The following is a 21,153-nucleotide window of genomic DNA, read 5'->3' as shown; positions in this document are numbered from 1 at the left end:
AGGTATAAGGCCTTAAGCCTTATACCTTTTTTAATTTTAAGTCCGATGCAATTGCTGAAGCGAGAGTGGATCTCAAGGAAATGTCATCGAAAGACAAACCTAGCTGAACCGCTGTTTGCGCGATTTCAGGACGGATTCCCGACAAAGTTGAAGAAACACCGATTAAACGCAGCGCCTCAATCAGGCTGAACAGTTGATGGGCAACCATTGTATCGATCACCGCAACCCCTGACAAATCAATATACAGCTGTGTCACTTTTTTCTCCGCACATTGATGCAAAGTGTTTTCCATAATCAGTTTGGCGCGGACTGTATCAATATCTCCGATTAAAGGCAGCAGTCCGACGCTGTGAAACAGCACAATGACCGGCGCGCTCAATTCAGTAATCATATCTTTTTGGGCCTGCAGCTGAAGGCTTGTGTTTTTGTACATTTCTTCTATAAAAATATGGATCACAAGATCAAACGCTTTGATAAGGGAATGATAAAGGTCTTCAGCTTCTTCGCCTTTCACAGTATCCTGATTGAGATGGACAAATTCTTTCACATAGGAAACATATAAATCTCTCACTCTGACAAACTCACGAATAATATAGTGGATAGGAGTCTTTAAATGCTCAGGATCCTGTGTCACTTCAAAGGCCCATTCTTTCAGGATAGGCAGGTATACTTCCTCATCATCTATGAAAATACGGTTAATCTTATAATTGAAGGCGAGGTTCTGGCTCTTTAAATTGTGAATGACAGCAGGGTCTGTTGATGCATAAATGGAATTCGGATCAGTCTCCTCAATTGTTTCATACCATGTTGAACTGATGGTCTCCGCATGCTGAGAAAGATACTCGTATAATTTTTTTTTTTTTGCCATCATTGACACCTCTTTTACATGTATTGTTTTTGCGAATAACGTTTTTGCAGTTTTGCCAGCCTGAAAAACAGCCCAACTGCTCCGGCGGCGAGCCCTGCGATTAATCCAATCCAATAGCCGAATGCACCCAGGCTTGTAAACGTACCGACCATATAACCGACCGGAAGGCCAATGATCCAGTAAGAGACAAAAGCAGCCGCAAGCGTATAGTTCACATCTTTGTACCCCCTGAGCGCTCCCTGGATCGGTGCGGCCACAGCATCGGAAAGCTGAAAAAACAGCGCATAAATTAAAAAGTGCTGTGTCAGCCTGAGCACTTCGGGGTCAGAAGTGTACATGCCCGCAATTTGTTCTCTGAATAAAAGGATACAGGCGGCTGTGAACAAAGAAAAGCCGATCGCCATCATGATGCCGATTAAGCTATATGAGCGTGCATCTCTAAAACGGGCTGCACCCGCTTCAAACCCGACTACAATTGTTAAAGCCATGGACACGCTGAGCGGCAGCATATATAGAAGAGACGCAAAATTCATGGCTGCCTGGTGGGACGCGATGGTCACTGTCTGAAAATGGCTCATCAGAAGCGTAACAGCTGCGAAAATGCTCGTTTCAAAAAATACAGCGAACCCAATAGGCAGCCCGATTTTGAGCAGATTTTTGCATGCTTCCCAAGAGAACTTATACATCGTAAGGAAAATCCCGTATTCAGAAAACGGTGCGTTTTTATGGATAATGAAAAAACTGAAAACGCAGATACACCAATAAGTAAGCGCGGAAGCCAGCCCTGCGCCGACGCCGCCAAGTGCCGGCATGCCGAATTTCCCGAAGATAAATACATAATTCAATACAAAATTAATTGGAAGAGAACTGAGTGTAATCATCATTGTGACTCTCGTTTTTCCTAATGAGTCGATGAATGATCTCAACACGGTGTAAACAAATAAAGGGAAAATTCCCAGTGATAAAAAGCCTAAAAAGTGTTTAGCAATCTGATGCACGTGAATATCAAGGTGCAATCGGCCAAGAATAATGTCAACTGCAGCATATCCAATCACTAAAACGGCGATGCTAAGAAGCGCGGCCACGTATACAGCTTGTAATACAGTAAAGGGAATCTTCTGTTTTTTCTCGGCGCCTAATAACTGAGCGACAATCGGGGTGACCGCCATTAATATACCTGCCAGTCCTGTGTAAACAGGGGTCCAAAGGCTTGAGCCAATGGCGACACCCGCTAAATCAGCGGGGCTGACTTTCCCTGACATCACTGTATCTAGAAAAGTCATTAGAGAAAGCCCCGCCTGGGTAATGAATATCGGTATTAAAATGTGCAAGAGCTGTTTGATTTTTTGCCGGGCGTTTCGAGTTTCTTTCATACATTGATCTCCGTTTCTTTTTCATAACGAGAGAAATTATAACATTTTATGTATAAAAAGCAATGAACGCCGGGCCTATTCTTTTTTTGTCGGTTTCGTTTTTTTAAACATTTGGGCATAAATAAAAGAAAGCGAAATCACGCCTAAAAAGGTGCAAATATACTGAATGATTCTTTCAATTTCCATTCTTTACATCCCTCCTTTCCCTATAGAATGTGCATCAATAAGATAAGCATTCGTGAAAAGTTGGAAATTTGAACAGGAGATGAAGGCTATGCGTTATGAACAGATATCAGAAAATGCATTCAAAGGGAAAATACAGGTGTACTTAGAGCAAATATTAGGGGATGCATCGTTAATATTGAAAACGCTTCACGAAAAAGACCAGTGCCTTCTTTGTGAATTAGATGAATTAGGGCACATTTTTCAGGATATGCAGGGGATCGCATCATCTTTTTATTTGCAATCATACATTGAGGAATTTACGCCGGCATTCATTGAGTTGGCCAAGGCGATTAAAGCCTTATCGGAGCATAAGCACGGCGCTTTAATTGTGATTGAAAGAGCAGACCCGGTTGAACATTTTATTCAAAAAGGAACCGCTCTTCATGCCGAGATCAGCTCATCATTAATTGAAAGCATCTTTTTCCCCGGAAACCCTCTTCATGACGGTGCTTTATTGGTGAGAGAAAACAAGCTTGTGTCAGCAGCCAATGTGCTTCCGCTGACGACGAAGGAAGTAGATATCCATTTGGGAACCCGGCACCGGGCGGCGCTCGGTATGTCGGGCTATACGGATGCGCTTGTGCTTGTGGTTTCAGAGGAGACAGGGAAGATGTCGTTTGCCAAGGACGGTGTTTTATATCCGTTGATTTCGCCAAGAACGTAAAAATAATGAAAAGGGCCTGATTTAGAATCCTATCATGAGACAAAATGACCGAATTCACATCTTTGTTAAAGCATTCGCATTCAAGCTGAATGCTTTTTGTCTTGAAGACAGGAAATATAAACTGGTAGAAAAGTTATATGTAATGAATATTAATTAAGTGAAATACTTTACCTGTTTATGTATTTATAGTACCGTATAAATATTACATAAATTTTTAAAGGAAGGGTGCTGCCGCATGGCTAATGTATTAATGATCGGTTTTCCCGGTGAAGGGCATATTAATCCCTCTATCGGTGTGATGAAAGAGCTGAAATCCCGGGGGGAAAACATTACTTACTACGCAGTGAAGGAATATAAAGATAAAATCACAGCTCTTGATATTGAATTTCGTGAATATCATGATTTCAGGGGGGATTACTTCGGCAAAAACGCAACCGGTGATGAAGAAAGAGACTTTACTGAAATGATCTGCGCTTTTTTGAAAAGCTGTAAAGATATTGCCACTCATATTTATGAGGAAGTCAAACATGAATCGTATGATTATGTCGTCTATGATCACCATCTTCTTGCGGGTAAAGTCATTGCGAACTTGCTGAAGCTGCCGAGATTTTCATTGTGTACAACCTTTGCGATGAATGAGGAATTTGCTAAGGAAATGATGGGAGCGTACATGAAAGGGTCACTTGAAGATTCGCCTCATTATGAATCATATCAGCAGCTTGTAGAAACTTTAAATGCTGATTTTCAAGCAGAGATCAAGAAGCCATTTGATGTTTTTTTAGCTGATGGCGACTTGACAATCGTCTTTACATCAAGAGGATTTCAGCCAATGGCTGAGCAATTCGGTGAGCGGTATGTATTTGTTGGCCCTTCCATTACAGAAAGAGCGGGAAGCAACGATTTCCCATTTGATCAGATTGATAATGAAAACGTGCTGTTTATTTCAATGGGAACCATTTTTAACAATCAAAAGCGGTTTTTTAATCAATGCCTTGAAGTGTGTAAAGACTTTGATGGTAAAGTAGTGCTTTCTATCGGCAAACATATTAAAGCAAATGAGTTAAACGAAATCCCTGAAAATTTCATTGTACGCCCGTATGTTCCTCAGCTTGAGATCCTGAAAAGAGCCAGCTTATTTGTGACCCACGGCGGAATGAACAGCACAAGTGAGGGTTTGTATTTTGAAACACCACTTGTCGTTATACCGATGGGAGGTGACCAATTTGTGGTCGCAGATCAGGTGGAAAAAGTCGGCGCTGGTAAAGTAATTAAAAAGGAGGAATTATCTGAAAGTCTACTGAAAGAGATGATTCAAGAAGTGATGAACAATCACACGTATGCTGAAAAGGCAAAAGAAATTGGACAATCACTGAAAGCAGCAGGCGGCTCTAAAAAAGCGGCCGACAGCATTCTTGAGGCTGTAAAACAAAAAACTCAATCAGCAAATGCATAGTGTAAAAGCCTGTTCTTATCGAAAGAACAGGCTTTTTGCCTTTTCATAAGAATGCAGAGGAAGGGATTTGGCAGATCGATAGAGAATGATAAGAAAAACAGACAAGAAAGGAGGGAAATCTGCTTCATTCATCAATAGAAAACCATCATTTTTACCCTCACTTAAATAGTTCCTTAGACTTTCGAAAAACATATCCTCCTTATGTAAAATGTGAGGTGTTTATTTAAAGGTTAAAAGGTCGAATGATGCTGAAAATGCTGCCAAATGTTTGAAAAGGGTTTAACTTGCTGAAAAATAGACGATAAAACAGTTGTGTGCCATTTTTGGAAACAAAATACTAGCTGTTTTTGCCAAAAAAACAGTTTAGGAGGTTGAATGAATGAAAAAGAAAATTGTAGCCGGCTTGGCTGTTTCTGCAGTTGTTGGGTCGTCGATGGCCGCAGCACCCGCGGAAGCAAAAACGATAAAAGTAAAAAGCGGTGACTCTCTTTGGAAACTTTCCCGCCAGTATGATACGACAATATCAGCTCTGAAATCCGAAAACAAATTGAAGTCAACGGTGCTTTATGTCGGACAAAGTCTTAAGGTTCCTGAAAGCAGCAGCAAAAAAAGTACGACATCCTCATCTAACTCAAGCAAAACGTCAACATACACAGTTGCATATGGTGATTCCCTATGGATGATTGCTAAAAATCATAAAATGAGTGTTTCTGAGCTTAAAAGCTTAAATGGCCTGAGCAGTGACCTGATTCGTCCGGGGCAAAAGCTTAAGATCAAAGGGACAAGCAGTTCAAGCGGATCAAATGGAACAAAGAAAAACAGCGGTTCCAATTCTTCAGGTTCTTCAAAAAGTACATATACGGTTAAGCTTGGTGACTCACTGTGGAAAATCGCAAACAGCTTAAATATGACTGTAGCTGAATTAAAAACCTTAAATGGTTTAACATCAGATACGCTTTATCCTAAACAGGTGCTCAAAATAAAAGGAAGCAGCTCACCTAAGAGCGGAAACAGCGGTTCCAAAAAGCCGTCAAACTCTAATTCCTCAAAAACAACGACGTACAAGGTAAAAGCAGGCGATTCGCTGTGGAAAATTGCAAATCAGCTCGGGGTCACTGTCCAAAGCATCCGTGAAAAAAACAATTTATCATCGGATGTGCTGCAAATCGGGCAGGTTCTGACTATTTCGGGAACATCAAAATCTAATCCTTCAAATCCGACAAAGCCAACAAAGCCAAAAGATAACTCAGGGTCAAACATTCAAATAGGTTCGAAGATTGACAGAATGATAACGGAAGCGAAAAAATATGTCGGAGTGCCGTACCGATGGGGCGGAAACACGCCTGCCGGTTTTGATTGCAGCGGCTTCATTTATTACCTCATTAATAATGTATCATCTATATCAAGATTGAGTACGGCAGGATATTGGAATATCATGCAGAAAGTCAGCCAGCCGTCAGTAGGAGACTTTGTCTTCTTTACCACATATAAATCCGGCCCGTCTCACATGGGGATTTATCTAGGCGGCGGTGACTTTATTCATGCAAGCTCATCGGGCGTCGACATTTCCAATCTCAGCAACTCGTATTGGAAACAACGATACTTGGGCGCAAGAAGTTATTTTTAAAAATGAGCATGAGAAAAAGCCTTTTATAGGCTTTTTTGTTTATATCAGACAATGATTGACCACACTGTTAGAAAAAAACAAGGGGGAGACAGTATGTACCGTCTCTTGCTGTTGATAATGCTTTCGGCACTGGGAGTTGCGGGATGCGGACAAAAAAAACCTCCAGACCCGCCTAATCGGGTGCCGGAAAAAAAGGTGGTTGAAACGTCAGCGTTTGGTCACCATGTCCAACTGGTCAATCGTGATGGGAAAGCAGTCGGTTTCATAGAGATCAAAGAATCAGATGATGAAGGCCTCGATATTCACATTTCCGCAAACAGCCTGCGTCCAGGCGCTTCCCTCGGTTTTCATATTTATGAGAAAGGTTCTTGTGTCAGGCCGGATTTTGAATCAGCGGGCGGTCCCTTTAATCCGCTGAACAAAGAACATGGGTTCAACAATCCGATGGGGCATCATGCCGGAGATCTGCCGAACCTTGAAGTCGGTGCTGATGGAAAGGTAGATGTCATTATGAATGCACCTGACACCTCACTGAAAAAAGGAAATAAACTAAATATTCTCGACGGAGACGGGAGTGCGTTTATTATTCATGAACAAGCCGACGATTATTTGACAAACCCAAGCGGCAATTCTGGTGCGCGTATTGTCTGCGGAGCCCTTTTGGGAAATAACGAGAAGCAGTAATATCATCCAAGCCCTTTTGTATTGAGCATACAGGGGCTTTTTTAGTATACTCGTTAATGGAATATGAATAGGAAAGGGAATCTGTCTATGACAACTCAACTACAGCACTTAACATTGCCGGAAGATATACAACAAAAGCTTTTATCATATAAAGATCAGCCAATTTCCCCAGAGTTTCAATCGCTCATCGGAACATCAGGCTATGAGGCGGAGGATGAAGCCATTTTATTCGACGCCATTATTGCATTGGCCATGGGAAAAAATGTCCTGCTGAAAGGGCCTACAGGCTCAGGGAAAACAAAGCTGGCTGAAACATTGTCCAGCTATTTTCATAAACCGATGCACAGCGTCAACTGTTCAGTCGACTTGGACGCTGAGGCATTGGTCGGCTATAAAACGATTGAAAATCAATCTGGCCAGGCGACAATCGAGTTTGTTTCAGGGCCTGTTACAAAGGCAATGAAGGAAGGCCATTTTCTTTATATAGATGAAATCAATATGGCTAAGCCGGAAACACTGCCTATTTTAAACGGTGTATTAGATTACAGAAAAATGATGACAAATCCGTTTACAGGCGAGGTCATACGGGCTAAAGGCGGTTTCGGAGTCATTGCAGCCATCAATGAAGGCTATGTCGGGACTGTTCCGCTGAATGAAGCATTGAAAAACCGTTTTGTCATCATCGATGTGCCTTATATTAAAGGCGAGCTGCTGAAACAAGTGCTCATGTCTCAGTCAGCCCTGCAAGATGAGAAATTGATTGACCGGTTTATCACACTTTCCTCCGACCTGATCGTTCAGGCCAATAACGGACAGGTGTCTGAAGAAGCGGCATCCATCAGAGCTTTAATCGATACATGTGATTTAGCCGCTTATATTCCGCCGCGTCGTGCCATCGAGCGGGGAATTGTAGAGAAGCTTGATGATGACCGGGAAAAGGCGGCCGTCCGAAATATCGCAGAAACTCTGTTTGAATGAGGGAGCTGCGATGAAATTTATCAAATTTAACGACAGCACAATTGATTCGTTTTTATTTATGATGTTGACTGATTTGGCCAAAACACTCACCAAGAGTGAAGCGGTAGAAGTGGAGTATGGCGTTCAGTCCTATTACAATCCATTTGAAAAGAAAATCTATATGAGCCACTTTTGGAAAGACAGGGCAGCGGAGGACATGGAAGCGGGTCTGAAAAGCGACGTCTACCTGCGTTCGGTCGGAATGAGATATAGCTCGTTACACGAGTTTGCAAACTTTTTGGATGATATCCATCGGAATCTTACATTCAAAAGCTTTGCCAAGCAGCTGTTTATGCTGCTTGAGGACATTAGAATCGAGGAATGCATCAAACACGATCGACCGGGTACGAAACATGTATTTGCGAAGCGAAAAGACATGTACAGAAAACACTTCTCCACCCAGCTGACCTTGAATTTGGAACGAAGCATTTTTACGGATGCCCTCTTTTGCGCAATCTATGTCAAGCTAACAACGGAATCACCGCTCGAGACTCTTCCGTCTATGCGTGAAGATATCGATCTGATGCGTCCGTTTATTGAGCAGCAGCTCTTGCGCGTATATGAAGCAGATTCGACACGGCAGGTTCTTAAAATTGTAGAAGACCTTATGGACGGACTTGAAGAGGTGCTCGATAAAGACATGCTGAACACCTACTTCTTTTTGCCTGAACTAGATTACGCAAAAGCTGCAGAGCAACCGTTATTCGAAGAAGAGAAAAAAGCGCCGAAGCTGAGTGATGACATTACGCTTCCAAAACAATCAGACGGTGATGAAGATATTCATGAAGAAGAAATGCCGACATGGCACAGGGAAACAGAAGCACCGTCTAAAAGTTTTCTTCAATTTGATATTGAGCACGGCGCAAAATCGGATTTAGGAAAAGATGCATCAAGGGAAGGCGACGATGGAGATCAGGCCCTTGGCTCTGTTCAAGGATCAGCCAGGCAAACGAAACGGAAAGACTATTCCAAGCTGGAAGCGCTGGAATCCCAAAAAGACCAGCCGAACGGAGCGGGTATGGCTGACGGCAAAGAAAATAAATACGCATTTCCGATTTACAAAGAACCGCAGCCGGCAACAAGTGAAGAAGAGCTTTCTTATAAACAGCAGGCAAAAACGATTGAATCGTATCAAAAGCGTTTGAAACAAATGATTCAAAAAACGCTTGAGCATAAAAAAACATTGCCAAGAACAGACCTTCATGCTGGACGGCTGAACAATAAGCTTCTCCGTTACTTCACTGAGCGAAATCCGCGTCTTTTCTACAAAAAACAAGAACCATCATCAGAAATTGACGCAGTTTTTACATTGCTGGTCGATTGTTCTGCCAGCATGTTCGACAAAATGGACGAAACAAAGCGGGGAATCGTGCTGTTTCACGAAGCGCTGAAATCTGTAGCGGTTCCGCATCAGATTGTCGGCTTTTGGGAGGACACAAATGATGCGACCGAAACAAGCCAGCCAAACTATTTCAATACGGTTATTCCCTTCCAATCATCATTAAGACAAGACGCTGGACCGGCCATTATGCAGCTTGAGCCAGAGGAAGATAACCGTGACGGCTATGCGATCCGGCAAATGACGAAAAAAATGCTGCAGCGCAGCGAGGCGCAAAAGTTCTTGATCGTTTTTTCAGATGGAGAGCCGGCCGCGTTTGGCTATGAACAAAACGGGATTGTCGATACAAGTGAAGCGGTTATTGAAGCCCGAAAGAGGGGAATAGAAGTGATAAATGTTTTTCTCTCCAACTCAGTAATAGAAGAATCGCAAATGAAGACCATACAGGATATGTACGGAAAATTCAGTATATTTGTCCCAGATGTTGATCAGCTTCCGGATGTTCTGTATCCGCTGCTGAAAAAACTGCTCCATAAAAGCATAGGATAGCCCTTTATCCTATGCTTTTTGGTGTTTCTTTTTTCAAATGATTAAATTTTTTGTTTTTTATAAAGGTTTTTTACTATTTTGTGAACAATCAAGGTAGAATCAAATTGCAAACAGTGGTAAAATATCGTTGGAAGCGTTTTTATTACATAATTTTGGACACAGCGTTCGAAAGTTATTTTAAGATAGTGAATCATTCACTTGATTATCTAAGTTGGGGGTAATATTCAAATGTTTCAAAATAGCATGAAACAACGAATGAATTGGGAAGATTTTTACGGTCCGAACCTCGGCTATGCGCTGGAGCTTTACGATCAATATACCCAGGATCCGAACAGCATTGACCCGGATTTGAAGGAAATGTTCGACGAGCTCGGTGCTCCGCCAAGCGATTTAAAAGAGGCCTCGGGAACAAAAGAAAAGGGACGTGTTACAGCCGATCTGATTCAAAAGATCGCATCCGCAGTCAGACTTGCAGAAGATATCCGAACCTATGGCCATTTAAACGCTTCCGTCAATCCGCTCAGAAAGGATGGTAAAAAGAGTGAACTTTTTCCATTATCCGATTACGGGCTAACAGAAGAGGAAATAAAAGCAATACCTGCGTCAGTCATTTGTAAAGACGCTCCTAAAAACATTACGAACGGTTTAGAAGCCATTCAGTATTTAAGAAATACGTATAAAAGAACCATCTCATTTGAATTTGACCATGTGCATGACTTCAAAGAGCGCGAATGGCTGACAAAGATGATTGAATCTGGCGAGCTGTTTCAGAAGAACTCAGATGAAAAGCTGTCAGCTGTGTTGGAAAGACTGACAGAAGTAGAGGGCTTCGAGCAGTTTTTGCACCGCACATTCGTCGGACAGAAGCGCTTTTCCATTGAGGGTCTTGACGCTCTTGTTCCAGTGCTTGATGACATTATTGCACAATCTGTCAAATCAGGAACGACAAGCGTTAACATCGGGATGGCGCATAGGGGACGCCTGAATGTCCTGGCACATGTGCTTGGCAAGCCGTATGAAATCATCTTCTCTGAATTCCAGCATGCGCCGAACAAAGATCTTGTTCCGTCTGAGGGATCAATTGGAATCAGCTACGGATGGACAGGGGATGTCAAATACCATTTGGGGGCAAATCGGGAGCTTCAAGACGCTGAAACAAAATCAGCGCGAATTACGTTAGCAAACAACCCGAGCCACTTGGAATTTATCAATCCGATTGTTGAAGGCAGCACAAGAGCGGCACAGGAAACGCGAACACAAAGCGGATACCCGGTACAGGATGAAACAAAATCACTTGCCATTTTAATCCACGGTGACGCTGCATTCCCTGGCGAAGGAATTGTAGCTGAAACATTGAATTTAAGCTCTTTAAAAGGGTATCAAGTAGGCGGTGCGATTCATATTATCGCCAATAACATGATCGGATTCACAACAGAAAGCGCTGAATCAAGATCAACAAAATATGCCAGCGATCTGGCAAAGGGCTATGAAATTCCGATTGTTCACGTGAATGCGGATGACCCAGAAGCTTGTCTTTCTGCTGTTAAGTTTGCAGTCGAATACCGAAAGACATTCAACAAGGATTTCCTGATTGACTTGATCGGGTACAGACGCTATGGACACAACGAAATGGATGAGCCGTCAACCACTCAGCCAATGCTGTATGATGCTGTCAGAAAGCATCCGACCGTCAAACAAATTTTCGCCGAAAAACTCGTAAAAGAAGGCGTGCTTACCGAGGAAGTTGTACAAAACATCGAAAAATCGGTAACGAAGCGCATTGAGGACGCTTATCAGAAAGTACCGTCTAAAAAGGAACATACCGCCTGTGAAATTGAACTTCCAGAGCCTGTATCAAACGGTTTCCCTGATGTGGACACATCGATTGATTTTGATGTGCTTCGCAAGCTGAATGGCGAATTGATCAACTGGCCGGAGTCATTTAACGTTTTCGGCAAGCTAAAGCGCATTTTAGAAAGACGCGCCAAGGCGTTCGATGATGACAGAAAAGTGGAATGGTCTTTGGCAGAATCACTTGCGTTTGCTTCGATCTTGAAAGACGGAACACCGATTCGTTTAACAGGACAGGATTCCGAGCGCGGAACGTTCGCCCAAAGAAACCTTGTGCTTCATGACAGTGAGACGGGCGAAGAATTTGTGCCGCTTCATCACTTATCTGACTGCAGCACATCATTTGCCGTTCATAACAGCCCGCTGTCGGAAGGATCAGTTCTTGGGTTTGAATACGGCTATAACGTGCATTCACCAGAAACGCTTGTATTGTGGGAAGCACAGTACGGAGATTTTGCCAACGCTGCACAAGTGTATTTTGACCAATTTATTTCTGCCGGACGCGCGAAATGGGGCCAAAAATCCGGATTAGTCATGCTGCTTCCGCACGGTTACGAGGGACAGGGGCCTGAGCATTCAAGCGGAAGAATCGAGCGGTTCCTGCAGCTTGCTGCGGAGAACAACTGGACGGTTGCCAACCTGACAAGCGCGGCACAGTATTTCCATATTTTAAGAAGACAGGCTAAAATGCTGCTTCGTGAAGAAATCAGACCGCTCGTCATTATGACGCCGAAGAGTCTTCTTCGCAACCCAAATACGGTGTCGGAAGTGCAGGAGCTTAGCGAAAGCCGCTTCCAGCCTGTTTATGAACAGTCGGGACTTTCTCATGACTATGAAAAAGTAACCAGACTTGTATTATCCAGCGGTAAAGTGTCTATAGACATCAGTGATCATTTTAATAAGTTAGAAGACGGTAAAGAGTGGCTTCACATTGCGAGAATTGAACAGCTGTATCCATTCCCGGCAAAAGGAGTCAAAGAATTATTTGCAAAGCTTCCGAACCTGAAAGAAATCGTTTGGGTGCAGGAAGAGCCGCAGAACATGGGCGCTTGGAGTTATATCAGCCCGTATTTGACAGAGATTGCACCAGAGGGAGTAAGCGTTCAATATATTGGACGAAGAAGACGATCCAGCCCTGCAGAGGGAGATCCGACAGTTCATAAAAAAGAACAGGAACGTATTGTATCTGATAGCTTGACTCGCAAAAACTAAGGGGGAAATGAAAAAATGGCGGAAATTAAGGTACCTGAATTAGCAGAATCAATCTCAGAAGGAACAATAGCCCAATGGTTAAAGCAGCCTGGTGACTATGTGGAACAGGGTGAATATCTGCTTGAACTAGAAACGGATAAAGTGAATGTTGAATTGACAGCAGAAGAATCGGGTGTACTTCAAGAGGTATTGAAAGATTCGGGTGATACCGTCCAGGTCGGAGAAATTATCGGTACGATTTCAGAAGGCGCGGGTGAAAGTTCTGCCCCTGCTCCTACAGAGAAAGCAGAAAGCAAGGAAAGCGTGAAAGAAGAGAAACAGGCTGAACCAGCTGCACAAGAGGTGAGTGAGGAAGCGCAATCTGAAGCAAAATCAAGAACGGTCGCTTCTCCATCAGCCCGTAAGCTGGCGAGAGAAAAAGGAATTGACCTGTCTCAAGTTCCAACTGGAGATCCGTTTGGAAGAGTGCGCAAGCAGGATGTCGAAGCGTACGAAAAACCAGCATCAAAACCTGCTCCTCAGCAAAAACAGCAGCCTCAGGCTCAAAAAGCACAGCAAAGCTTTGACAAACCTGTCGAAGTACAAAAAATGTCACGCCGCAGACAAACGATTGCAAAACGCCTTGTAGAGGTGCAGCAAACATCGGCGATGCTGACTACATTTAATGAAGTGGACATGACGGCTGTCATGAATCTCAGAAAACGCCGCAAAGATCAATTCTTTGAGCAAAACGAAGTAAAGCTCGGCTTTATGTCTTTCTTCACGAAAGCGGTCGTCGCTGCATTGAAAAAATATCCGCTGTTGAATGCGGAAATTCAAGGCGATGAGTTGATCGTTAAGAAATTCTATGATATCGGAATCGCTGTTGCGGCTGATGAAGGCCTTGTTGTTCCGGTAGTACGCGATGCGGACCGCCTGACATTTGCAGGAATCGAAAAAGAGATCGGCGAGCTTGCGAAGAAAGCAAGAAACAATAAATTAACCCTTAGCGAGCTTCAGGGAGGTTCCTTCACGATTACAAACGGAGGGACTTTCGGTTCACTGATGTCAACTCCGATCTTAAACAGCCCTCAAGTAGGTATACTGGGCATGCATAAGATTCAGCTGCGCCCAGTAGCAATTGATGAAGAACGTTTCGAAAACCGTCCGATGATGTATCTCGCTTTATCTTATGATCACCGGATTGTAGACGGTAAAGAAGCGGTTGGCTTCCTCGTGACAATCAAAAATTTACTGGAAGATCCTGAACAGCTTTTATTAGAAGGATAATAAAAAAAGGTACATCACGATAAAGTGATGTACCTTTTTTGATGATATTTAAAGTGATAAATTGCTGCTTTTGGATTCTGCTTGTTTCTTTTTCACTTTTTTTGACCAATATGTTGCAAGCATAGAACCTGAAAGATTGTGCCACACACTGAATATTGCGCTTGGTACGGCAGATAGCGGTGAGAAATGGGCCGTGGCAAGTGCAGCACCAAGTCCGGAGTTTTGCATGCCGACTTCGATTGCAATCGCTTTTTGAGAAGGATAATCCATTTTAAAAAGCTTTGCGCCCATAAATCCAAGCAAATAACCGATACCGTTATGCAGGATAACAACTGAAAAAATCAGCAACCCTGATTGAAGCAGATTTTCCCGGTTGCCGCTGACGACAGCTGAGACAATCGCCACGATGCCAATGACAGAAACAAGCGGAAGGGCATGTACGGCTTTTGCTACTTGTTTTCTGAAAAACATTTTGACGATCACACCTGCAATGATCGGAAATAAAACCGCCTGTAAGATTGAAAGAAATAAAGATCCTGGCGAGACAGGAAGCCATTCCTTGGCAAACAGCATAATCAAAACCGGAGTTAAAACGGGTGCCAACAAGGTAGATATTGTTGTAACAGCAACAGAAAGGGCCGTATTTCCTTTTGCTAAAAATGTCATGACATTAGATGCAGTTCCCCCTGGACAGCAGCCGACAAGAATAACACCTACTGCGATTTCAGCCGGAAGATGCAGCCAAAATGAGAGGCCGAAAGCAACGAGCGGCATGATGGTATACTGAGCAATCACCCCAATAATGACATGCCAAGGTTTTCTGAGCAGTTCTTTGAAATCATCTGCTTGCAGTGTAAGTCCCATCCCAAACATGATAATACCAAGAAAAATCGTAATATAAGAACTGATCCACGTAAAAAAAGACGGGAAGGAAAATCCCAGCACGGCAAACACAATGACCCATACGCCAAAGGTTTGTCCCGCAAAATGGCTTATTTTTCTAATGATGTCCATAAAAACACTCCTAACACATTCATCAAGAACTTCAGTAGAAATTCTCACAGATTTTTAAATATTCTCTTATTATAATTAATTTTCTGAATAATTCAATATCAATCGTCGGATAATAGTCGATAAACTTATTATGTAAACTAATTAAAATGTTCTTGACTATATAGGAAGATATTCTTACAATGAACCTTTATAATGGTTAGACAAAATAGGAGTGATAGGGTGAAGGAAGCGAATCAATGGTCTTCGAAGCTCGGCTTTATTTTAGCCGCGGCAGGATCAGCTATCGGGCTTGGCGCAATATGGAAATTCCCATATGTAGCCGGAACCAGCGGAGGAGGCGCATTTTTACTTATTTTTATTTTATTTACGGTTTTAATCGGACTGCCTTTATTGTTAGGTGAATTCATCATAGGCAGAAAAACGCAGAAAGATGCCGTTCAGTCCTATAAAACACTTGCTCCAGGAACGAAGTGGCATTGGATCGGATATTTAGGCATGGTGACGTGCTTTATTCTTCTCTCCTTCTACAGTGTCGTCGGCGGGTGGATTTTAATTTATATTATAAAAGGCTTCACTGGCGGTTTATCGCAAACATCTGGTTTTGATACGATATTTGCAAGTACCATTTCAAATCCTTATTTGGCTGTAGGAGGCCAGTTGCTCTTTATGGTAGTGACCATTTTAGTTGTTGCTAAAGGGGTTAGCAGCGGAATTGAAAAGGCTAGCCAAGTATTAATGCCGGCGCTATTTATATTATTTATTATTTTAATGGTTCGTTCTGTTACCCTTGACGGTGCGATGGAAGGGCTCAAGTTTTTCCTGATGCCTGATTTTTCAGCGATTGACGCTAATACGATTTTGTATGCGATGGGCCAGTCCTTTTTCTTATTAAGTGTCGGTGTATCTGTCATGGTTACGTACAGCTCTTATTTAGAGAAACAGGAAAATCTTGTACAATCCGCAGTATCAGTAACTGTATTGAACGTACTTGTTGCAGTCATGGCAGGGATTGCGATTTTTCCAGCTGTATTTTCATTTGGTCTCAAGCCAGACCAAGGACCGATCCTGTTATTTAACGTGCTGCCAACTATATTTAATCAAATGCCGTTCGGAATTATCTTTTTATTAGCATTTTTAATTCTATTTTTATTTGCTGCCTTGACATCCGCTTTTTCAATGCTGGAAATTTTGGTCGCAGTGCTTTCAAAAGGTGATGTCAATAAGAGAAAACGATTCGCTTGGTTAGGCGGAATCGCTATATTTATTGTCGGTGTGCCGTCTGCACTATCATACGGTGTCTTAAGTGACGTTTCTATATTTCACTTATCCATTTTTGATGCGGCCGACTATCTTGTGAGCAATATTTTAATGCCGTTAGGCGCGTTATTGATCTCGATTTTTGTCCCGCTTAAAATACCGAAACAGGATTTGTTTGACGAGCTGAAAAGCGGTTCCAGCCTCAAACGGAAGTGGTTTGCGGTTTGGCTGCTGCTTATTCGTTATCTATCTCCTGTTGCCATCATCATCGTGTTTTTGCATGTGGTAGGCATTTTTTAACTCAAGAAGCCCCCTGGGAAAGGGGGGCTTTTTTTAATAGAGTTTCCAAACGACTTCTTTTGCCTGCTCAAAACGTTTTTCTGCCTCGCGCCAATCCACGACATTCCACCAGTGATCGACATAGCTGGCCCGGTCATTTTTATATTGCAAATAGTAGGCATGCTCCCATACGTCAAGCGGTAAAAGAGGGATCACGTCCCACTGGCTGAAGAGCTGGTGTTTTTCTGCTGTTAAAATCTCCAGCCGTCCTGATCGGGGTGCCCAGACTAGAATGGCCCAGCCGACACCTTCCACTTTTTTAGCGGCTTGGGTAAAATGTTCTTTAAAAGCGGAATAGCTTCCAAATGAAAGGTCAATCATTTGAAACAATGCCCCTGTAGGGCGCCGTTTTCCGTTTGGATGCATGGAAAACCAGAAAATACTGTGTAAATAATGGCCTGCGCCATGGAACGCAAGCTCTCTTTCCCAATGAGTGATCAAGTCATAATTCTTTGTCGCTCTCGCTTTTTTAAGCTCCAATTCTGCTTTGTTCAGCCCATCGACATAGGTTTGATGATGTTTTGTATGATGAAGGACCATAATATCGCGTGAAATATAAGGTTCTAAGGCGGAATATTTGTATGGAAGCTTTGGCAGCACATGTTTCCCTATAGGGACATAAGCGCGTCTTTCATTTGTATCATCTGATTCTGTAATATCCCGGTAAAGGGCAGCTGCCTGCTTATACCAATCTTCTTCTGTTGTTTGGTCATCTTCCAGAGCCTCAATCATCTTGTCGATTTGATCTTCGAACTGGTCAAGCTGTCCCCGCTTTTGAACCTGGTCTTTCAGTGCTTCACACCAATTGAACATCTCCGTTTGATAAGATTCACGTTTCATTTGCTGTCTCCTTTTCAATAGAATCAAAATACTTCCCGACAGCCAGCAAAGAGAATACATATGGATAACTGTGATAGCGAATATAAAATTGCTTTGGCAATCCGATTCCTGCTGGATATGCGAGGTTATCGGCGCTGTGTGAACTGCTGTCAGTAAGGTAGTTCATGCCTTTCACAACAGACGGATGTTCGGGATTTTCGTAAGTGAGCAAAGCGTCTAAAGCCCAGGCCGTTTGTACAATGGTTCCTCTTTGAAGCGGTACGTATGTTTTGATTTCGGCGCTTTTGCAAGATTCTCCCCAGCTCCCGTCATCATTTTGTATGGATTTGAGCCAACGCAGAGCTTTTTGTATAGCGGGGTGCTTTCGGTCAACTCCGCATGCATGCATACCCGTAAGAGCAGCCCAGGTGCCGTAAATGTAGCAAACACCCCATCTCCCGTACCATGACCCATTTTGTTCTTGATGCTGGAAAAGCCACTTCACTGCGCGTTGAATATGTTGATGTTTTTCTGTGAAGCCAACTTTCTCGCCTAAAAAATGCAGTACACGCCCGGTGAGGTCGGCGGTTGAAGGATCAACTGCAGCGTCCTCGGCGGATTCAAGCGGCAGAAGGCGAATCAGTGGATGGTTCACATTTTTTTCAAAAGCAGAAAATCCGCCATCATTGTTTTGCATCGATAAAAGCCAAGACACCCCTCGCTCCCAAGCTGCAGAAGAATAATTGCGGGGGATCGCTTTTAAAACGGCTGCAGTGTCGTCACAGTCCGGGTTATTAGTATTAATGTTTGAAAATCCCCAGCCCCCGGGAATGGAATTAGGATTTTTGACAGACCAATCTGCTATTTTGGTATGCTGGCGCTCTAGCAAAAAGTCGGCTGCTTTTGTAACAGAGCCATCCGTTTCGGTCACACCATTTTTTTGAAGAGCATAGCTGATTAGAGCTGTATCCCAAACAGTTGAAGTAGAGTTTTCCAGATAAGGAATCCCGTTGCATTTAGTCATCAGTGATTTTATGCCGTTAATCGCCCTCCTGATAACAGGGGAGTAGCGCGACACACCTAGTGACAGAAGGCTGTAAACCATAAATATGGTTGCGCTCGCATAGCTGTATAATGTTCCGTCTTTTTCAATCCGGTCCAGCATATACGTTTTAGCTGTCTGTAGGCCCAGCTGCTGGAAAGCAAATGGCGCATGAAAAATGCGTTTCCAATGTGACAAAATAGACGTGAGATCTCTTTCTTCGAAAGCATCAGACCGAAGCCAAGTGAAAGGGTTTTTTGTCATGTGCGGATCGAGATGGCGAAGAGATGAAATATTGCGGTTATTAAGGATAAATCGCTGATTGAGTGTTACAGCCATAGGAGCAAAATGAATACGGGCATATGAGCTGAACTGATAGAAATGAACCGGCAATGTTGGGGGGAGCGCCATGAGTGATAATGGTAAATATAAAGCAGGCCAAGGATAAAGCCCGTTCGCGGCAAGCATCCATTTTGTCATGAAATGAACATGTCTCAAACCGCCATGTGAGATGATAAATTGTTCAGCTTTCTTCATGTGCGGCTCAGTTCTGTGAAAACATCCTGAAGCCAGCATCCCGACATATCCTTGGACGGTAGCCGTTAGATTTCCGCGCGTTTCATCGGGATAGTTGATAAATGTGCCATCGGGCTGCTGTTTTGCACGTATGCCGGCGGCAAGTTCTGATATTAGTTCTTTTTCATTTCTGCCGTCATCTAGTGAGGTCAGGAGCAAAATAAAAAAGGAATTTGTCATGATCGGTCCTTCAAAGCAAAATGTCCATGAACCATCAGGATTTTGCGTGTCTCGTAACTCCGTAATAGTTTTCTTTTGAAAACGCCTCACTTTCTCCTGAAGTGTGCCCATCACGCTCAACTCCTTCAGAAGCATATATATTCAGCGTCTTTTACCGCCATTACAGAAAGAAAAAAACTGCTGGCAGGCAGCAGTTTTTTAAACATACATGTTAGTCTTCAAGATTTATCCAAACACTTTTAACTTCTGTGTAATTATCCAAGGCATATGATCCCATTTCTCGTCCGAGTCCTGACTGTTTATAACCGCCAAACGGAGATGCCGCATCAAATACATTATAGCAGTTCACCCAAACGGTTCCGGCTTGAAGGCGGTCCGCGATATAGTGGGCCTGCTTGACGTTCTCTGTCCATAGTCCGGCCGCGAGTCCATATTCTGAATGATTTGCTCGTTCAATAACTTCATCGACTGTTTCGTACGGAATGGCAGTCAGCACGGGTCCGAAAATTTCTTCTTTTGCGATGGTCATTTCGTCTTCAACATTCGCAAACACAGTCGGTGCGACAAAATATCCTGCTTCAAAAGGACAGCTTCCGCCGGTCACAGCTTTTGCTCCTTCATCTTTTCCTTTTTGAATATAGGAAAGAACGCGCTCATGCTGTTCCTTGCTTACGAGAGGCCCGATTTGAGTATCTTTATGAAGACCTGCTCCTTGGCGGAGTGACTCAGCATAGGACGCCATTTCATCAACAACTTCATCATATTGGTCTTTATGAATGAAGACACGTGAGCCCGCACAGCAGACTTGGCCCTGGTTAAACATCACACCGTTTAAAGCGCCCGGGATTGCTTTTTTCAAATTCGCATCCGGCAGAAGAATATTAGGCGATTTTCCGCCCAGCTCCAATGTAACACGCTTAATGCTTTTCGCTGCGGTGGACATGATTTTCTTTCCGATTTCAGTGGAACCGGTAAAGGCAATTTTATCAACCGCTTCGTGGTTCGTCAGCGCTTCTCCCGCATCTTCACCGAATCCTGGGATGATGTTGATTACACCGGCAGGGAAACCGGCTTGGTCAATTAATTCTGCCAAATAAAGAGCTGAAAGCGGTGTTTGTTCAGCCGGTTTGAGGACGATTGTACAGCCTGTTGCAAGTGCCGCGCCCATTTTCCACATCGCCATCAGGAGCGGGAAATTCCATGGAATGATCTGGCCGACGACACCGACAGGCTCATGACGCGTATAATTAAAATAAGCGCCGGAAACCGGAATTGTCTGTCCTGTTATTTTTGTACACCAGCCGGCGTAATAGCGCATATGCTCAATAGCCAGCGGAATATCTCCATTAGTCGTTTCATTGATCGGTTTCCCATTATCAAGTGTTTCAAGCTGAGCAAGCTCAGTTTTATGCTCTTCCATTAAGTCTGCCAGCTTATACATCAGTCTGCTTCTCGAAGCTGGAGACATTATTCTCCATTCACCTTGATCAAAGGCTTTCCGGGCAGCTTTAACCGCTTTGTCCACATCCGCAGCCTGGGCTTCATACAGCGTCATCAAGGTTTCGCCGGTCGCCGGGTTTGGAGTGTCAAAGGTTGCCCCTGAGGCACTCGGAACAAATTTACCGTCAATATAAAGCTTCTTTGTTCCCTGTAAAAATGTCTCCAGCCTTTTCGTCACTTGCATCGTTAAAGAACTCATCCGTAACAAACCTCCAGTCATTTTTTATGGTCTGTTCTGAGATTCTTGGTGATAGCACATTGATTCCTGGATGGAATAGCAGAAATAAGCTGTGAT

General features: G+C 43.3%; 15 protein-coding genes. 9 read left to right on the top strand and 6 right to left on the bottom strand.

What is annotated here, in order from left to right; all coding sequences use genetic code 11:
• Positions 1–19: 19 nt before the first annotated feature.
• Both rsbRC and BLL41_RS11385 read right to left on the bottom strand, forming a co-directional pair.
• Positions 20–868, bottom strand: coding sequence for an RsbT co-antagonist RsbRC (rsbRC, locus tag BLL41_RS11390; RefSeq protein ID WP_071577934.1), 849 nt, complete (start codon positions 866–868; stop codon positions 20–22).
• A gap of 14 nt (positions 869–882) precedes the next feature.
• The gene (locus tag BLL41_RS11385; RefSeq protein ID WP_071577933.1) at positions 883–2,241 is read right to left on the bottom strand and encodes an MATE family efflux transporter; all 1,359 of its coding nucleotides are present in this window, start codon (positions 2,239–2,241) and stop codon (positions 883–885) included.
• 265 nt (positions 2,242–2,506) lie between these two features.
• Between BLL41_RS11385 and cdaS the strand changes: the two genes are divergently transcribed.
• The 8 genes from cdaS (at position 2,507) to odhB (ending at position 14,131) form a co-directional block, all read left to right on the top strand.
• The gene (gene cdaS / locus BLL41_RS11380) at positions 2,507–3,130 is read left to right on the top strand and encodes a cyclic di-AMP synthase CdaS (protein ID WP_080488080.1); all 624 of its coding nucleotides are present in this window, start codon (positions 2,507–2,509) and stop codon (positions 3,128–3,130) included.
• Between the two features lie 235 nt (positions 3,131–3,365).
• Complete coding sequence (locus BLL41_RS11375; RefSeq protein ID WP_071577931.1) at positions 3,366–4,583, top strand: macrolide family glycosyltransferase; 1,218 nt, start codon at positions 3,366–3,368, stop codon at positions 4,581–4,583.
• 379 nt (positions 4,584–4,962) lie between these two features.
• The gene (cwlS, locus tag BLL41_RS11370; protein ID WP_071577930.1) at positions 4,963–6,210 is read left to right on the top strand and encodes a D-gamma-glutamyl-meso-diaminopimelic acid endopeptidase CwlS; all 1,248 of its coding nucleotides are present in this window, start codon (positions 4,963–4,965) and stop codon (positions 6,208–6,210) included.
• A 93-nt stretch (positions 6,211–6,303) separates the two neighbouring features.
• Positions 6,304–6,894 carry a superoxide dismutase family protein gene (locus BLL41_RS11365; RefSeq protein WP_071577929.1) on the top strand — a complete coding sequence of 197 codons (591 nt, stop codon included), beginning with the start codon at positions 6,304–6,306 and terminating at the stop codon, positions 6,892–6,894.
• A 63-nt stretch (positions 6,895–6,957) separates the two neighbouring features.
• A complete protein-coding gene (locus tag BLL41_RS11360) occupies positions 6,958–7,872 on the top strand; it encodes an AAA family ATPase (protein ID WP_083427996.1) in 915 nt (304 codons plus the stop codon).
• A 10-nt stretch (positions 7,873–7,882) separates the two neighbouring features.
• Positions 7,883–9,799 carry a nitric oxide reductase activation protein NorD gene (locus BLL41_RS11355; RefSeq protein ID WP_071577927.1) on the top strand — a complete coding sequence of 639 codons (1,917 nt, stop codon included), beginning with the start codon at positions 7,883–7,885 and terminating at the stop codon, positions 9,797–9,799.
• Positions 9,800–10,027: 228 nt separating this feature from the next.
• Positions 10,028–12,862: a 2-oxoglutarate dehydrogenase E1 component gene (gene sucA, locus BLL41_RS11350; protein ID WP_071577926.1), complete on the top strand. Its 2,835-nt coding sequence runs from the start codon at positions 10,028–10,030 to the stop codon at positions 12,860–12,862.
• Between the two features lie 15 nt (positions 12,863–12,877).
• The gene (gene odhB / locus BLL41_RS11345; protein WP_069149725.1) at positions 12,878–14,131 is read left to right on the top strand and encodes a 2-oxoglutarate dehydrogenase complex dihydrolipoyllysine-residue succinyltransferase; all 1,254 of its coding nucleotides are present in this window, start codon (positions 12,878–12,880) and stop codon (positions 14,129–14,131) included.
• A gap of 48 nt (positions 14,132–14,179) precedes the next feature.
• Here the strand turns inward: odhB and BLL41_RS11340 are convergent, their stop codons facing one another.
• Complete coding sequence (locus tag BLL41_RS11340; protein ID WP_071577925.1) at positions 14,180–15,145, bottom strand: bile acid:sodium symporter family transporter; 966 nt, start codon at positions 15,143–15,145, stop codon at positions 14,180–14,182.
• Between the two features lie 219 nt (positions 15,146–15,364).
• Here BLL41_RS11340 and BLL41_RS11335 point away from each other — a divergent pair, with 219 nt between their 5' ends.
• Positions 15,365–16,702 (top strand): sodium-dependent transporter, encoded by a 1,338-nt coding sequence (locus BLL41_RS11335; RefSeq protein ID WP_071577924.1) that lies wholly within the window; start codon positions 15,365–15,367, stop codon positions 16,700–16,702.
• Between the two features lie 33 nt (positions 16,703–16,735).
• Here the strand turns inward: BLL41_RS11335 and BLL41_RS11330 are convergent, their stop codons facing one another.
• From BLL41_RS11330 to dhaS, 3 genes are all read right to left on the bottom strand, one after another.
• Complete coding sequence (locus tag BLL41_RS11330) at positions 16,736–17,581, bottom strand: superoxide dismutase (protein ID WP_071577923.1); 846 nt, start codon at positions 17,579–17,581, stop codon at positions 16,736–16,738.
• Positions 17,571–19,469, bottom strand: a complete 1,899-nt coding sequence (sqhC, locus tag BLL41_RS11325) for a sporulenol synthase (RefSeq protein WP_071577922.1) — start codon at positions 19,467–19,469, stop codon at positions 17,571–17,573. Before sqhC ends, BLL41_RS11330 begins: the two co-directional genes overlap by 11 nt.
• 100 nt (positions 19,470–19,569) lie before the next feature.
• Entirely contained in the window at positions 19,570–21,057 is a 1,488-nt protein-coding gene (dhaS, locus tag BLL41_RS11320; RefSeq protein WP_071577921.1) for an aldehyde dehydrogenase DhaS, read from the bottom strand.
• Positions 21,058–21,153: the final 96 nt, after the last annotated feature.

The organism is Bacillus sp. FMQ74 (genome assembly GCF_001875785.1).
Classification (GTDB): Bacteria; Bacillota; Bacilli; order Bacillales; family Bacillaceae; genus Bacillus; species Bacillus stercoris.
The sequence above is the reverse complement of the archived record's forward strand: the minus strand, read 5'-3'. Positions and strand labels throughout refer to the sequence as shown.

Bases quoted from the DNA above. Each gene is read 5' to 3' on its own strand.
- rsbRC (WP_071577934.1), bottom strand. From the start codon at position 868: ATGGCAAAAAAAAAAAAATTATACGAGTATCTTTCTCAGCATGCGGAG.
- BLL41_RS11385 (WP_071577933.1), bottom strand. From the start codon at position 2,241: ATGAAAGAAACTCGAAACGCCCGGCAAAAAATCAAACAGCTCTTGCAC.
- cdaS (WP_080488080.1), top strand. From the start codon at position 2,507: ATGAAGGCTATGCGTTATGAACAGATATCAGAAAATGCATTCAAAGGG.
- BLL41_RS11375 (WP_071577931.1), top strand. From the start codon at position 3,366: ATGGCTAATGTATTAATGATCGGTTTTCCCGGTGAAGGGCATATTAAT.
- cwlS (WP_071577930.1), top strand. From the start codon at position 4,963: ATGAAAAAGAAAATTGTAGCCGGCTTGGCTGTTTCTGCAGTTGTTGGG.
- BLL41_RS11365 (WP_071577929.1), top strand. From the start codon at position 6,304: ATGTACCGTCTCTTGCTGTTGATAATGCTTTCGGCACTGGGAGTTGCG.
- BLL41_RS11360 (WP_083427996.1), top strand. From the start codon at position 6,958: ATGAATAGGAAAGGGAATCTGTCTATGACAACTCAACTACAGCACTTA.
- BLL41_RS11355 (WP_071577927.1), top strand. From the start codon at position 7,883: ATGAAATTTATCAAATTTAACGACAGCACAATTGATTCGTTTTTATTT.
- sucA (WP_071577926.1), top strand. From the start codon at position 10,028: ATGTTTCAAAATAGCATGAAACAACGAATGAATTGGGAAGATTTTTAC.
- odhB (WP_069149725.1), top strand. From the start codon at position 12,878: ATGGCGGAAATTAAGGTACCTGAATTAGCAGAATCAATCTCAGAAGGA.
- BLL41_RS11340 (WP_071577925.1), bottom strand. From the start codon at position 15,145: ATGGACATCATTAGAAAAATAAGCCATTTTGCGGGACAAACCTTTGGC.
- BLL41_RS11330 (WP_071577923.1), bottom strand. From the start codon at position 17,581: ATGAAACGTGAATCTTATCAAACGGAGATGTTCAATTGGTGTGAAGCA.
- sqhC (WP_071577922.1), bottom strand. From the start codon at position 19,469: ATGGGCACACTTCAGGAGAAAGTGAGGCGTTTTCAAAAGAAAACTATT.
- dhaS (WP_071577921.1), bottom strand. From the start codon at position 21,057: ATGAGTTCTTTAACGATGCAAGTGACGAAAAGGCTGGAGACATTTTTA.